General features: G+C 67.0%; 12 protein-coding genes and 2 tRNA genes. 9 read left to right on the top strand and 5 right to left on the bottom strand.

The features are described 5' to 3' along the window. Positions 1-287: 287 nt before the first annotated feature. Entirely contained in the window at positions 288-443 is a 156-nt protein-coding gene (locus JQ639_RS34260) for a hypothetical protein (protein WP_211968960.1), read from the bottom strand. A 318-nt stretch (positions 444-761) separates the two neighbouring features. Between JQ639_RS34260 and JQ639_RS34265 the strand changes: the two genes are divergently transcribed. From JQ639_RS34265 to JQ639_RS34280, 4 genes are all read left to right on the top strand, one after another. Continuing rightward, entirely contained in the window at positions 762-2,114 is a 1,353-nt protein-coding gene (locus tag JQ639_RS34265) for an adenylate/guanylate cyclase domain-containing protein (protein ID WP_249123452.1), read from the top strand. Between the two features lie 7 nt (positions 2,115-2,121). Then, the gene (locus JQ639_RS34270; RefSeq protein WP_211968958.1) at positions 2,122-3,279 is read left to right on the top strand and encodes an alpha/beta fold hydrolase; all 1,158 of its coding nucleotides are present in this window, start codon (positions 2,122-2,124) and stop codon (positions 3,277-3,279) included. A gap of 248 nt (positions 3,280-3,527) precedes the next feature. Next, positions 3,528-3,932 carry a YccF domain-containing protein gene (locus tag JQ639_RS34275; protein ID WP_211968957.1) on the top strand — a complete coding sequence of 135 codons (405 nt, stop codon included), beginning with the start codon at positions 3,528-3,530 and terminating at the stop codon, positions 3,930-3,932. Between the two features lie 310 nt (positions 3,933-4,242). Beyond that, positions 4,243-5,667 carry an amidase gene (locus JQ639_RS34280; RefSeq protein WP_211968956.1) on the top strand — a complete coding sequence of 475 codons (1,425 nt, stop codon included), beginning with the start codon at positions 4,243-4,245 and terminating at the stop codon, positions 5,665-5,667. Between the two features lie 281 nt (positions 5,668-5,948). Here JQ639_RS34280 and JQ639_RS34285 read toward each other — a convergent pair whose 3' ends face one another. Then, positions 5,949-7,289 carry a glycoside hydrolase family 3 N-terminal domain-containing protein gene (locus tag JQ639_RS34285; protein WP_211968955.1) on the bottom strand — a complete coding sequence of 447 codons (1,341 nt, stop codon included), beginning with the start codon at positions 7,287-7,289 and terminating at the stop codon, positions 5,949-5,951. A 203-nt stretch (positions 7,290-7,492) separates the two neighbouring features. On the opposite strand from JQ639_RS34285, the gene JQ639_RS34290 reads away from it, so the two are divergent. From JQ639_RS34290 to JQ639_RS34300, 3 genes are read left to right on the top strand one after another with little or no spacing between them, the layout of a single operon-like run. Then, the gene (locus JQ639_RS34290; RefSeq protein ID WP_249123451.1) at positions 7,493-9,142 is read left to right on the top strand and encodes a DUF4153 domain-containing protein; all 1,650 of its coding nucleotides are present in this window, start codon (positions 7,493-7,495) and stop codon (positions 9,140-9,142) included. Next, positions 9,142-9,846, top strand: a complete 705-nt coding sequence (locus tag JQ639_RS34295) for a response regulator transcription factor (RefSeq protein WP_211968954.1) — start codon at positions 9,142-9,144, stop codon at positions 9,844-9,846. The genes JQ639_RS34290 and JQ639_RS34295 overlap by 1 nt, the downstream gene beginning before the upstream one ends. Continuing rightward, complete coding sequence (locus JQ639_RS34300; RefSeq protein ID WP_211968953.1) at positions 9,843-11,435, top strand: sensor histidine kinase; 1,593 nt, start codon at positions 9,843-9,845, stop codon at positions 11,433-11,435. Before JQ639_RS34295 ends, JQ639_RS34300 begins: the two co-directional genes overlap by 4 nt. Positions 11,436-11,654: 219 nt before the next feature. On the opposite strand, the gene JQ639_RS34305 is transcribed toward JQ639_RS34300, so the two are convergent. Continuing rightward, complete coding sequence (locus JQ639_RS34305; RefSeq protein WP_211968952.1) at positions 11,655-11,960, bottom strand: hypothetical protein; 306 nt, start codon at positions 11,958-11,960, stop codon at positions 11,655-11,657. Between the two features lie 228 nt (positions 11,961-12,188). Between JQ639_RS34305 and JQ639_RS34310 the strand changes: the two genes are divergently transcribed. Further along, positions 12,189-12,259 (top strand) — tRNA-Arg (locus JQ639_RS34310). Positions 12,260-12,479: 220 nt separating this feature from the next. After that, positions 12,480-12,556 (top strand) — tRNA-Arg (locus JQ639_RS34315). A gap of 11 nt (positions 12,557-12,567) precedes the next feature. On the opposite strand, the gene JQ639_RS34320 is transcribed toward JQ639_RS34315, so the two are convergent. Beyond that, a complete protein-coding gene (locus JQ639_RS34320) occupies positions 12,568-13,479 on the bottom strand; it encodes a LysR family transcriptional regulator (protein ID WP_103025184.1) in 912 nt (303 codons plus the stop codon). Between the two features lie 101 nt (positions 13,480-13,580). Beyond that, positions 13,581-14,012 (bottom strand): DUF488 domain-containing protein, encoded by a 432-nt coding sequence (locus tag JQ639_RS34325; RefSeq protein ID WP_103025183.1) that lies wholly within the window; start codon positions 14,010-14,012, stop codon positions 13,581-13,583. Positions 14,013-14,125 lie beyond the last annotated feature (113 nt).

Below are 14,125 nucleotides of genomic sequence, written 5' to 3' on the forward strand. Positions count from 1 at the left end.
TGTCGCCCTGCCCTGCATCGTCCACGCGCCGGAAGCGCGACGCGACCGACGTTGGCAAACCGGACGACGCGGATCGATTACCTCACAGGTCATGCGCAACAGGTCATGGCCAGCAGGTCGTGGTGCAGAATGTCGTGGCGCGGAAGGTGATGACGCGCGAACGCAGGGCGTGGCCTCAGGCATCACAACGGATGCGGGCCGCCCTCGCGCGACGGAGATGATGGCGGAGCGGGAATGCGCACGGCCGCGATCCGTCGACAGGCCGCGTTGGGGCCGCTGGACACAGCTCAGCGGACCATCGACATCAGCACGGGGCCATCGGCGGCGGTGGGCGGGCCGTTGTAGGCGAAGGTGCCGATACCCGGCAGGCGCTCGGCGATGCCGGCGGTGGACACGCTGCCCATCAGGGCGATCATGCCGATCCAAAATCCGAGCGTGCGCATCGTCCTCTCCATCGTCCGCAATCCCGCAACGGCTGTGCCGTCGCACGGGTGTCATGGGTAGCTGGCCCACGTCCCCGGCAGATGACGTCGCAGCGCGAAAATGGTTTCGTCACAGACGATCTGTGTTTCATCACAGCGTCGGGATGACACAATTGCCCGGAACCTGCCTCAATTGCGGGCGGTGGCAGCGGGTTGAGGCCCTGCGGGCAACCACCGAAAGGCACCGCCGGGATGGTCGCCGGCCAAGCGCGGGACTGGCGCGACGGGATATTTGCGCCTACCTCTTCGACGGACAGACCTGTCGAAAGCGAGCATCCCTTGGCCAAGCCCCCCGGCGCCCTCGACCCCGCCCCCCGCCAATATCCCGCCGCCGTGACACTGGTGCGCCGCTCCGCCCGGGGGCCTGCCGCAGCCCCCGCCGTGGTGAGCTTCGCCGACATCGAGACCTGGCTGCTGCATGAGGCGGCCGCCGAGAAGGACATGCTGCTGTTCCTGGAATCGTTCGTGTGGCGGGTGGTCGCCGCCGGCGGGGCGCTGGCGCGGGTCAGCCTGCATATCGGCACGCTGCATCCGCAACTCGTTGGCTTCGCCTGGAACTGGAATATCAACGACGGCCTGTGCGACGAGGTGAAGGTCGCTGAGGCCGCCACCGTTGCCGACGCCTTCACCCGCAACCCGCTGTATCGCGTATTCGGCTTCGGCGAGATCATCCGCCGCCAGCCCCACACACCGCAAGCGCAGGCGGAATTCCCCCTGATGGCGGAGCTCGCGGAAGCCGGCATGACCGACTACATCGCACTGCCGCTGTCGAGCGCCGGCTATCGCAACGCCATCACGCTGGCGACCAAGCATCCGGGCGGCTTCAGCGAGGCGGCGAGCACCCGCTTTTCCCATCTGCTCAGCCTGTTCGCGCTGCATGTCGAGCGCTACACCGCGGTGCGCATCTCCGACAACGCGCTCGGCGCCTATCTCGGCCACAGCGCATCCACCAAGGTGCTGTCGGGCTCGATCAAGCGCGGCGCCGGCGAATCGATCCGCGCGGTGATCTGGATCTCGGACCTGCGCGGCTTCACCGACCTGTCCGACCGCCTGCCCGGCTCCGACATGCTGACGCTGCTCAACGCCTATTTCGAGGCGATGGCCGGCGCCGTGCTGGCCCATGGCGGCGAGGTGCTGAAATTCATCGGCGACGGCCTGCTCGCGGTGTTTCCGCTGCAGAGCGAGGATGAGGCGAAAGACGCCGCCCGTGCCGCGCTCGATGCCGCCCGCCAGGCATTGATGAGCCTCGACGCACTCAACGCGGACGCGCCGACCGCGCTGTCCGGCGGCGCGTCGTGGGCGCCGTTGCGCGTCGGCATCGCCCTGCATGAAGGCGAAGTGTTCTTCGGCAACATCGGCTCGGCCGAGCGGCTCGACTTCACGGTGATCGGCCCGGCCGTCAACGAGGCGAGCCGGGTCGAGGCGCTGCAGAAGACGCTGGGGCGCAGCATCCTGATCACCGACGCGGTGGCGCGCCATCTCGACCTGCCGCTCGACGATCTCGGCCGCCATACCTTGCGCGGCGTGGCGACGCCGATCGCGGTCTACACCCCGAGCGACACCGCCGCACGCGATGCCGCCCTCCACCCCCACCCGCAGCCACGCCGCGAGCCGAGCCCGGCTGCCTCCTGAGGCCACGATGACCGCTGCCCTTCCCGACCTGCCGTTGCCAGCCGGCGTTCGCACGCGCCAGGTGGACGGCATCAACGGCCTGTCGATGCATGTGCTGGAAGCCGGCCATCCCGGCCAGCCGCTGGTGGTGCTGCTGCACGGCTTTCCCGAGCTCGCCTACAGCTGGCGGGGGATCATGCCGGCCCTGGCGGAGGCAGGCTTCCATGTCCTCGCGCCCGACCAGCGCGGCTATGGCCGCACCACCGGCGCCGATAGCAGCTACGACGCCGATCTCCGCCAGTTCGGGCTGCTGAACCTGGTGCGCGACGTCGTCGGCCTCGTCGCCGCGTTCGGCGCACGATCGGTCTCGACACTGGTCGGGCATGACTACGGCTCCGTCGTCGCCGCCTGGAGCGCGGTGCTGCGGCCCGATCTGTTCCGCTCCCTGGTGTTGATGAGCGCACCGTTCGGCGGCCCGCCGCCGCTGCCGTTCGACACCGTGCGGCGCGGACCTCCGGTGCCGCCCCCCGACCTCGACGCCGCGCTCGCGGCGCTGAACCCGCCGCGCAAGCATTACCTGACCTATTATGCGACACGGCAGGCGAACGCCGACATGCTCCGCTGCCCGCAAGGCGTGCACGCCTTCCTGCGGGCCTACTATCACCACAAGAGCGCCGACTGGCCCGGCAACCAGCCCTACCGGCTCGCATCCCTCACCGCGGCCGAACTGTCGAAGCTGCCAACCTACTATGTCATGAACCACGACGAGGACATGGCAACCACGGCGGCCCGCGAGATGCCCTCGCCGGACGAGATCGCCGCCTGCACCTGGCTGCCCGAGCAAGAGCTCGCCATCTATGCCGCCGAATATCAGCGCACCGGCTTCCAGGGAGGCCTGAACTGGTACCGCACCCGCTTCGTCCCCGCGATCAATAGCGAACTGCAGACGTTTTCCGGTCGTACCATCGACATCCCTTCGTGCTTCATTGCCGGCGCCAGCGACTGGGGCATCCACCAGCGGCCGCACGATTTCGAGCGGATGCAGCAGGAAGCATGCACCGACATGCGCGGCTGCCACCTGATCGACGGCGCCGGCCACTGGGTGCAGCAGGAGCAATCCGCGGCGGTGGCACGGCTGCTGACGGATTTCTGCCGCAATGTACTGCCGGCAAACGGGGGCAAGTGACGTCGAGGAGCAGGCGCGATGACAAGCGACCACGTGCAATCCGTCACCCTGAGGTGGCCGCGCAACGCGCGGCCCTCGAAGGGCGACGGCCCAGGCTCTCGCCGCCATCCTTCGAGGCTCGCTTCGCTCGCACCTCAGGATGACGGCGTGCACACGTCTGAACCGCACCTCGCGCAACCGGTGAAGCCCCCACCATCATTCGATTTTCACATCTCCTTCAAATCCGCTTCCAGTTAAAGGCACACCCCATGTCCCCGGTATCGCTTCTGCTCAACATTCTCTGGATCGTGATCGGCGGCTTCTGGATGGCGGTCGGCTGGGCGGTCGCCGCCGTGATCATGGCGATCACCATCATCGGCATCCCGTGGGCGCGCGCCGCCTTCAACATCGCGCTCTACACCCTGCTGCCGTTCGGCCAGCGCGCGGTGTCACGTGCCGACCATTTCGGCCAGCATGACGTCGGCACCGGCCCGCTCGGCCTGATCGGCAACATCATCTGGTTCGTGCTCGCCGGCTGGTGGCTCGCGCTCGGCCATCTCGTCACCGCGCTGCTGCTCGCCATCACCATCATCGGCATCCCCTTCGCCTGGGCCCATCTCAAGCTCGCCGGCATCGCGCTGTGGCCGATCGGCAAGGTGATCGTGCCGGCGTGAGGCGCGCAATGCCACGTGGTCGAACGCGTACGTTGATCATGCAATGATTCCCCCTCATGGTGAGGAGGCGCGCCAGCGCCGTCTCGAACCATGAGACCGAGGCGCTGCGGGCTGGGGCATCGTCCTTCGAGACGCCTGCTGCGCAGGCTCCTCAGGACGAGGAGAGAGCGCGTGGCCCACAGCACCATAAATTCCGCTTCGCGCAATGCCTGGACGCGCGCTCCATCATCGTCGTGACCTGGCCAGCCGCACCGCATGCTGGCGGCGCGTGCCGGCTTCTGCATAATGCCTCCCGACACAGGGAGGCTCCATGGCATTCAAGAATTACGACGCGTACGACGGGCTCGGTCTCGCCGAACTCGTGCGCAAGGGCGACGTCAGCGCGACGGAATTGCTGGATGAAGCGATCGCGCGCACCGAGCGGGTCGATCCGCAAATCAATGCCGTGGTGGTGCGTCATGACGATTATGCGCGGCGCCAGATCGAAGCCGGGCTGCCGCAGGGGCCGTTCACCGGCGTGCCCTTCCTGCTCAAGGACCTCGAGTTGCTTGCCGGCACCCGCACCACCTTCGGCGCGCGGCTGCTCAAGGACAATGTCGCTGACCATGACGGCACCTTCGCCACGCGCTGCCTTGCCGCCGGCGTCACCATCTTCGGCAAGACCGCAACGCCGGAGTTCGGCCTGATGCCGACCACCGAGACCGCGCTGTTCGGCGCGACGCGCAATCCCTGGAATCTCGACCATTCGTCCGGCGGCTCGTCCGGCGGCGCCGCCGCGGCGGTCGCCGCGCGTATCCTGCCCGTGGCGCACGCCAGCGACGGCGGCGGCTCGATCCGCATTCCGGCATCCGCCTGCGGCGTGTTCGGCCTCAAGCCGACCCGCGCCCGCACGCCGCTCGGCCCCGACCGCGGCGAAGGCTGGGGCGGCTTCTCCTGCAACCACGTGGTCAGCATCAGCGTGCGCGACAGTGCGGCGATGCTCGACGCGCTGCATGGCCCCGAGCCGTCGAGCCCCTACACCGCGCCGCCGCCGGAGCGGCCCTATCTCGACGAGATCGCCCGCCCGCCCGGCCGGCTGCGCATCGCGTTCAGCGCCACCTCGCCGGCCGGCGACGCGCTCGATCCGGAGGTGACGGCCGCGGTGCGCGAGGTCGCGGCCCTGCTGGAAAGCCTCGGCCACCATGTCGAGGAACGCGGACCGAAGCTGCCGGTCAATCCGGCGGAGGCGCTGCAGACCATCGTCGGCGCCAACACCGCGCTGACGGTGCGCCTCGCCGAGCAGCGGCTCGGCCGCGCGGTCACCGACCGCGAGTTCGAGCGGCTGACGCTCGCCAGCGCCGCCAACGCCGGGCATGCCTCCGCGGTCGACTATGTCGCCGCCCAACAGGCCGCGTTCCAGATCTCGCGGGCGCTCGCCACCTTCTTTGAGGGTTGCGACGTGTTCCTGACGCCGACGCTCGGCACCCCGCCGCTGCGCATCGGCGTGCTCGACACCATGGCGGCGGACCTCTCCGGCATCTCGCCGGCGCTGCGCGGCTACATGCCGTCGACCGCGATGTTCAACATGTCGGGGCAGCCGGCGATGTCGGTGCCGCTGGCGTGGAGCGCGTCCGGCCTGCCGCTCGGCATGATGTTCGCAGGCCGCTTCGGCGACGAGGCGACGCTGTTCCGTCTCGCCGCCCAGCTCGAACAGGCACGACCTTGGAAGGACCGCCGTCCGCCGGTGTGTGCGTAGCGCTCGCCACACCCAACGGGCATTTCCGGGCTTGATCCGGCAACCCGCGCGTTGTCACGCGCCGCGCTCTCTCCTCATGGTGAGGAGCGCGGCAAAGCCGCGCGTCTCGAACCATGAGGCCCGAACGCCCGTGGCCTTCGAGACGCGGCTGCGCCGCTCCTCAGGATGCGGGAGTTGACGGTGTCGCGATGGATTGGCGCAACAAGCGGGCATAACGGAGAGAGCGGGTATTCGTCCTGCTCCAACAGCGGCCTGCACGCGATACTGCTTTCAGCCGAACCTCACGACAACCTGTCCAGCCTCTTTCGACTCCGCTCCATCATCGCCGGATCGAGGGCGCCGCGCGCCTGGGCGGCGAGGGCGCAGTCGAACATGCGGTAGTACTGCACGCCGTCATAGGCGATCAGCAGCAGATCGAGGCCGGCGTTGAGGCTCTTGACCGCGACGCCGCAGCCGCCATGGCGATACACCGCGCTCATCACCATGTCGTCAGACACGATCACGCCGTCATAGCCCCAGCGGCCGCGGATGACGCCGTCGATCACCGGCTTCGACAGCGACGCCGGCACGCCGGGATCGATCGCATTGATCGCGACATGCCCGACCATGAGATGCGCCGGCGTCGTCGCCAGCAGCGCGCGGAACGGCCGCCAGTCCGAGGCCTCGAGATCGGCCACCGACGCACCCAGGCTGGCGCGCACGATGTGGGTGTCGCCGCGCACCCGCCCGAGGCCCGGAAAGTGCTTGACGGTGGCGCCCACATGGTTCGCCGCAAGGCCGCGGACATAGCCGGCGGCGACATCGGCGACGACGGCGGGATCGCCGGCGATGGCGCGGCGGGCGATGAGGCTGTTGCGGTCGAACGGATTCCAGCCGCGCTCGCGGCGCAGGTCGACCACCGGAGCGAGGTTGATGGTGACGCCGAGGCGAGCGAGTTCGCGGCCCTGCGTTTCGCCGATCGCCTGCGCCTTCGCCGCACGCTCGGCCACCGGCAGAGCGGCAAGGGTCGCGAGCGCCGGCACGGCGGTAAGCTGCGGCGACAGGTGCGAGACGATGCCGCCTTCCTGATCGGCGACGACCACCAGCGGCGGCAGGCCGGCGCTGGCACGAATCGCCTGCAGCCGCGCGATCTCGCCGGCGAGATCTTCGGCGCGGCGGCCGCGGATGTTGTGGCGCGTGACATAGATGCCGCCGATCAGGCCCTTGCGCGCCAGCGGCACGACATCGTCGAGACGGGTGTAGCCGATGATGAAATGACGGCCGAGCGCAGCGGCAGCCGGCCCACCGGCCACCAGCACGGCGCGGCGATGGGCGAGGAAGGCCGCCTGCACCGCGGTGACCGCGCCGAGCGGCACGCACCACGCCACCAGCAGGACGGTGATGGCGGCGCGGCCAAAATGCCGCCGGCCGCGCCAGCCCAGACCCGCCAGCATCGCCAGCGAGATCACCACCACGGCGACCGGCAGGCCGGACCGCAGGCGTAGCAGGAACGGATCATAGAGATTGGTGGCAGCCGCCGCGAGCGCCAGCGCCGGCAACATCAGCACTGCGGCCCACACGCGCTTCCATCCCGGTGACGACATCATGCTGGTCTCGCTCCCCTGCTCTTGCGCTTGGCGCATCGGGGGCCATTCCCCGCATCGCGCCGGCGTCTGCGGCGAACGAGCCGGGGCGACGCGGCGGAAACGTGGCGCGCGGACGCGCGAACCGCGATCTGCGCAAAACCTGCACACAAATCCTGAAAGCCTGCGCAGCCGCGCCGCGGCCGCTGCAATCGGCATGGGCATAACAGCCGTGTTCCGAGCGAACCAGCGGAGTTGCGCCCATGACCCTTCCGACACGTCTCGTCAACGACGGCTGGTGGCTCTGTGTCCCCCGCACGCCGGCGCCGCCGCGTCACCGCCCCGCCCTCGATCCCGCGAGAGATCTGCCGATGACCATCGCCTCCTTCTTTCTCGATACGCCGTCACCACGGCGGCAGATACTGCCGATCCGCCTGCTGCTGGCCGGCGGCCTCACCGCGTTCGCGGACTGGCTGTTCTACGACCAGCCGTTCGGCATCGCTTTCGCCATCTTCCTGGCCGCGCTGGTCGGCGCCGCCGTCGTCGCGCGCCGGCCGCGCCCGAGCCGCCGCACGGCAGTGGTCGCCGCCATCGTGCTGCTCGCGACGCTGCTGCCGTTGATCGAGACCGTGAACACGGTGTCCGTGCTGTTCGGTATCCTCGGTGTCGCGACCGTGGTGGCGCTGCTGACAAACCCGTTCTTCACAACCAACGACGACGTCTTCCATGGCACCTTTGACGGCATCTTCCAGGGCATCCGCACGCTGCTGCTGGCCGGCCCGTTCCGGCTCATCCCCGACCTTGCACGGCACCGCCCCGGACGGCTCGACGTGCGCCCCTTTATCGCCCTGGCGATCCCGTTGCTGCTCAGCGGCATCTTCCTCAAGCTGTTCGCCGACGCCAACCCGCTGATCGACGACTGGCTGTCGGCGATCGATCTGGGCTGGCTGCTCGCGCAGATCAGTGTGCCACGGCTGCTATTCTGGATCGCCCTGCTGTCGCTGTGCTGGCCGTTCGTCGCCGCGCGCTGGCGTCGCCGGCGGCAGGTGGCGCGGACTGCGGCCCCACGGAAAGCAACATCGCACGGCTTCGTCGGCGACGTGCTGTTCGGGCCAATGGCGATCCTGCAGTCGCTGGTGCTGTTCAACCTGCTGTTCGCCGTGCAGACCGGCCTCGACATGACTTATCTGTGGGGCGGCGTGGCGCTGCCGCATCAACTGACCTACGCGGCCTATGCCCACCGCGGCGCCTATCCGCTGATCCTGACCGCATTGCTGGCGGCCGGCTTCATTCTCATCGCCACGCGCCGGCCCATGGCACGGCATGGCCGGCTGATCCGCGGCCTGATCTTCGCCTGGACCGCGCAGAACGTGATGCTGGTGATCTCCTCGATGCTGCGCCTCGATCTCTACATCCAGGTCTACAGCCTAACCATGTGGCGGATCGCGGCGTTCGTCTGGATGCTGCTGGTCGCGGTCGGCCTGGTGCTGATCGCGGTGCGGATGGCGCGGGCCCTGTCCAACCGCTGGCTGATCCGCGCCAACCTCACCGCGCTGATGCTGACGCTTTATGTCTGCGCGATCATCAACGTCCCGGCGCTGATCGCCAACTACAATGTCGCCCACAGCCGCGAGGCGACCGGCAGCGGCGCCACGCTCGACGTGCCCTATATGATGTCGCTGGGACCGCAGGCGATCCCGGCGCTCGACCGGTACCTGCGGAGCACGGGCACAGCGAGCACCTCCGCCCGGACGGGCCGCGACCTGCTTGCTGCCACATTGCAGCGCGAGGTAGGGTCGTGGCGAACGTGGAGCCTGCGCGACTGGCGACTGCAGCGCCATCTGGTGCAGGCCGGAACGCTGCCTCGCCCGGTCAGCAACAGCGCCGTCAAGCAGGATCGGTGGAGAGGATAGTGCCGCACAACATCCTGGTGGTCGACGACGATCCGCACATCCGCGAGGTGATCTGCGTCGCCCTCAAGAAGGCCGGTATGGCCTCGGTGAGCGCGCGTGACGGCGCCGAGGCTCTGGCGCGGTTCGCCGCCGCCGCACCCGACCTGATCGTGCTGGATATCGGCATGCCGGAAATCGACGGCCTCGAGGTGTGCCGCCGCATCCGCCGTGGCTCGGACGTGCCGATCCTGTTCCTGTCCGCCCGCGACGACGAGATCGACCGTGTGCTCGGCCTCGAGATCGGCGGCGACGACTATGTGACAAAGCCGTTCAGCCCGCGCGAGCTGGTCGCGCGGGTCAATGTCATCCTGCGCCGCGCCGCCGGCCGCGGCGCCCCCGCCTGCGACGGCGCGGCGACGCTGAACCATGGCCGCCTGACCATCGATCCGCCCGCCCATGTCGCGCGCTTCGATGGCCATGAACTGGCGCTGACCGCGATCGAATTCGACATCCTGAAGGCGCTGGCGGCACGGCCGGCACAGGTGCTGACCCGCGAGCAGATCATGCGCGCGGCCTACACCCTGAACATCCAGGTGTCGGACCGCACCATCGACAGCCACATCCGCAACATCCGCGCCAAGCTCGGCGCGCTCGGCTGCGACAGCGCCGTCGACACCGTGCATGGCGTCGGCTTCCGCCTCGGCCGCTGCGAGCCGGCGGCATGACGACAGGTGTCGTGCGGGCGAAGTGGCGGCCGACCCTCGGCCAGATCGTGTTCGCGATGCTGACCACGGTGATGGTGCTGCCGCTGATCGGCCTGTTCATCTTCCGCCTCTACGACAACCAGCTGATCCGCCAGACCGAAGCGGAACTGATCGCGCAGAGCTCGGTGCTGGCGGCGGTCTATGGCCGTGAAGCCGAGGCGCGCGTCGCGGGCGGCCTGCCGCTCGGCGTCGAAGTGCCACCCGAAGCGCTGCCACCACCGGACGAGCCGCTGTCGCCGATCCAGCCCAACCTCGACCTGGCCGGCAACGACCTTCTGGCGCGGCGGCCCGACGCGCAGCCGGCGGCAACGCCGGCCGATGCCGGCTACCTTGCGATCGGCGCCTCCCTCGCGCCGCTGCTGCGCGACACCCAGAAGGTGACGCTGGCGGGCTTTCGCGTGCTCGACCCCCATGGCGTGGTGATCGCCGGGCGCGAGGAGACGGGACAGTCGCTCGCCCATATCGAGGAAGTGGCGGAGGCGCTGCGCGGCCACTACCGCGGCGCGCTGCGCATCCATGTCCGCGACAAGCCGCCGCCGCCGATCTATTCGGTCAGCCGCGGCACCGGCGTGCGGGTGTTCTGCGCCATGCCTGTGATCGTGAACAATCACGTCGCCGGCGTGATCTACGCCTCGCGCACGCCCAGCAATATCTTCAAGCATCTCTATGACGAGCGCGGCAAGTTCGCCCTCGCCACCCTCGCGGTGCTCGGCGTCACGCTGGTGATCGGCTTCATCTTCTCGCGCACCATCACGCGGCCGATGCACGAACTGATCGCGCGCACCGCCGAGATCGGGCGCGGCGACGCCGGCGCATTCCGGCCGCTCAGTCACTATGGCAGCCGTGAGTTCGCACGGTTGTCGCAGAGCTTCCTCGACATGGCGGAGCGGCTGGCGCGCCGCTCCAGCGACATCGCGATCTTCGCCGCCCATCTCACCCATGAGCTGAAATCGCCACTGACCTCGATCAAGGGCGCGGCGGAGCTGCTGCAGGATTCGGTCGAGGCCCGCGGCCAGGGGCTGACGGAGGACGAACAGAAGACCTTCATCGCCAACATCCTCAGCGACGCCGAGCGGCTCGACGCGATGGCGCAGCGGTTGCGCGAGCTGGCGCGGGCGGAAAACGCGGCGCCCGACGGCCAGACGACGCTTGCCCCCGTGAGCCGCGACGTCGCCAGCGCATTCCCGAAGCTGGCGGTGACGGCGGACGGCCGCCTCGACCGCACCGTGCGGATGTCTGCAGACAAGGTGATGATCGTGCTGTCGCACCTCGCCGACAACGCCCAGCGGCATGGCGCGCAAGCCTTGCGCATCACGGGGACCGACGAGGGAAACATGCTGGTGGCAACCATCAGCAACGATGGCGAGGCGATCTCGGACGCCAACCGCGCGCGGGTGTTCGACGCCTTCTTTACCACCCGCCGCGACAGCGGCGGCACCGGCATGGGCCTTGCCATCGTGCAGGCGATGCTGCGCGCCCATGGCGGCGACATCGCGCTGCTGCGGCCGGAAACCGGCGTGGCGTTCGAGATCAGGTTTCCGGTGGCGTGAGGGTGGTCCCGTTACGCGAAGCGCGCAAGCGTCGCCCGGTCTGCGCGCAACCATCCCCGTCATCCTGAGGTGCGAGCGCCAGCGAACCTCGAAGGATGAACGGCCCGCACGTCGCAGGCCCGGGCCATCGCCCTTCGAGGGTCCCGCTTCCGCGGGACCACCTCAGGGTGACGGATGACTGCAATCAAACTTGGATGTCAGCGGACGCCGCCGCGCGCGTCACGCCAGCGGGCGCTTGACGCCGCCACCGAGCGGACGGCGCACCACCTTGCGCTCGACCACGACGGCGCGCTGGCCGCCACGCTCGGTCGGGATCGAGCGGATGCTCTGCGGGGCGCTCGGCCGCGCCTTGATCACCTGCGGACGCACCTTGGCCGGATCGAGGCCCATCAGCGCCGAGGCGATATCGATCTGGCCTTCCAGATCGTCGGTAATGCCCTGGGCGGCAAAGATCGCCTCGTCCAGGGTCGGGGGATCGTGCCGGACCCGGCGCGTTCCGTATTTCGTCTTCCAGTCTTCGCTCATCTCTCGGCTTGCTGCGTTAAGCCCGGCGCGGGACCTCCCCGCAGCCGGCGGCCGATGCCGCCGGACAGCCGTCAGCCTACCTTTTACCCGAAATGATTCAAATGTATGACCCCGCCCGCGGCATGGCCAGGAAGCGAAAAGCGCAAGGGAATGGTGACCTTAGGCCGCCGAAAAGCGCCGGCCACCCGGTTGCCCCACCCCCGCCAATCAGCTAAAGGATGGCCGGATGCACCCGTAGCTCAGCTGGATAGAGCGTTGCCCTCCGAAGGCAAGGCTAAGTCAAGTGGGTTGTGGGTGCTAGGTAAGAAAATTGAGCAAAACCAATATCTTGGTGATGCTCGAAGGAAGCGCAAAAACCGCTTCCGTGGTCACGGAAGCATCACGGAAGCAAACTGAAGGAGGCTGTAGAGAACGAGCGGCGACAATCGGCAGAGCTTTTTAGCCTAGTCCGGTATCGTCGATTCGAAGTCGGATTCGTGATTGACCCAGTTCGGTCTCGAACCCTATCTGAACACAGATGCACCCGTAGCTCAGCTGGATAGAGTGTCGGCCTCCGAAGCCGAAGGTCACAGGTTCGAATCCTGTCGGGTGCGCCACCCATTTTTCTTCAACTTGATCTTTGCTCCAGTTCGACCGCCATATTTCTGGCGATGCCGAGCAGATGCAGGGCTGCGCGTTTGGGATTGGTATCAAGCCAGACGGCGCTTATCGTGCCGATGCTGTCCGGTCCGACGATTGGCCGCCATACCGTACCAGTGATATCGATGGCGTCGGCAAAGCTTACCCCGGTGACGGTAAAGCCACTGCCAATCTGCACTTTCAGAACGATCGTGGCCTGACAGGCCTGACACTGTTCGATAACGGGTGCCCGTTCTCCGGCGGAGATGCGATCTGTAAGCCAAGGCTCGAGCAGCGGACCGTCAGCGCCTTGCGGTACGAGCAGCCGATCCCCAGCAAAATCGCTCCAAGTCAAGGCTTCCTTTTCGGCAAGGCGATGATCGGCCGGCAGCAAAGCGACCAGGCCTTCACTCCAGATATCTTCACGCCGGCAGGGTCTAGTTTCATAGCCGCCGCACATAAAGGCTATGTCCAGATGGCGACGACGGATGGCGTTTGTATGGTTGCGGCATGAACCATCCTGAAACGTGACGGCAATGCGCGGATAGCGCTTTTCGAACCGATCAATGAGACGGACAAGGAACTCGCGACCGAACGGTGTGCTGAGGCCGATGCGGAGTAGGTCGTTATGTTTTGTTTGCTGATTGCCTTGGCTGAGCGCCGCCTCAAGCCCGCGATAATGTTCGCGCACACCCTCGATCCAGTCCCGTCCGGCAGCGGTCAGTCTGACGCCGTTATTGTGGCGTTCAAACAGGAGCAGGTCGAGGCGTTGTTCGATGGCGGCAATGTTTCTGCTAACGGTAGACTCCTGAACGCTCAGGGCCTGCGCGGTCTTCCGCATGCTACCCAGTTCGACGACCTTGAGTACATATTTCAAATGCCGCAGGGCAGCTTCGTTCATACAGCGAAATCCTCCCGCATGTGATTGAGACGGCGGCTGTCGGTCTGGCACCCTGTTGAACAGAGAGGAGGGCCTATCTCCTGCCGTCTTTTGTTCGTGCTCTAGAGATGCACGATCTCAACGTTAGGCCATTTTGTTGCTAAGTATTCTGCGACAAGTCGTCGATGACAGTGGTGCGGCTTGTCCTCGCTGCACAACAGGCATCCACCTTCAATTTTCTCCTTGTCGATCATCTCGATCTGGCGTCGCGATATCAGATCCCGAAATCTTGCGGCATAACTGTTCCAGTCTCCCCCTCTTACCTTGAAATCTTCGAACATATCCTTCGTCGGTGCGAGTTCCGGCAGATGCTCATATTCCATTCCACACAGGGCTTCGGAAAAATATCTCAGGTCGTCACGCTTCGCGAAGCCTGATAACTGTGAAACATTATTGAGGCGAACATCGACAAGCCGTTTGGCGCCGGAGTCTCTCAACCTCGTGAAGAAGTGCTGAGCCGATGACTTGGTGAACCCAATGGTGAATATTCTCATCGTCCTGATCTACCCAAGATCCCCAGCCTCACGGATCTGTGCTGCCGAAGCCCGTATTTGCGTCGGACGAACCATCGTTCCAGGAAAAATACCTCTTTGCTCATTAATGAATG

It is taken from the genome of Bradyrhizobium sp. U87765 SZCCT0048 (assembly GCF_018131225.1).
Classification (GTDB): domain Bacteria; phylum Pseudomonadota; class Alphaproteobacteria; order Rhizobiales; family Xanthobacteraceae; genus Bradyrhizobium_A.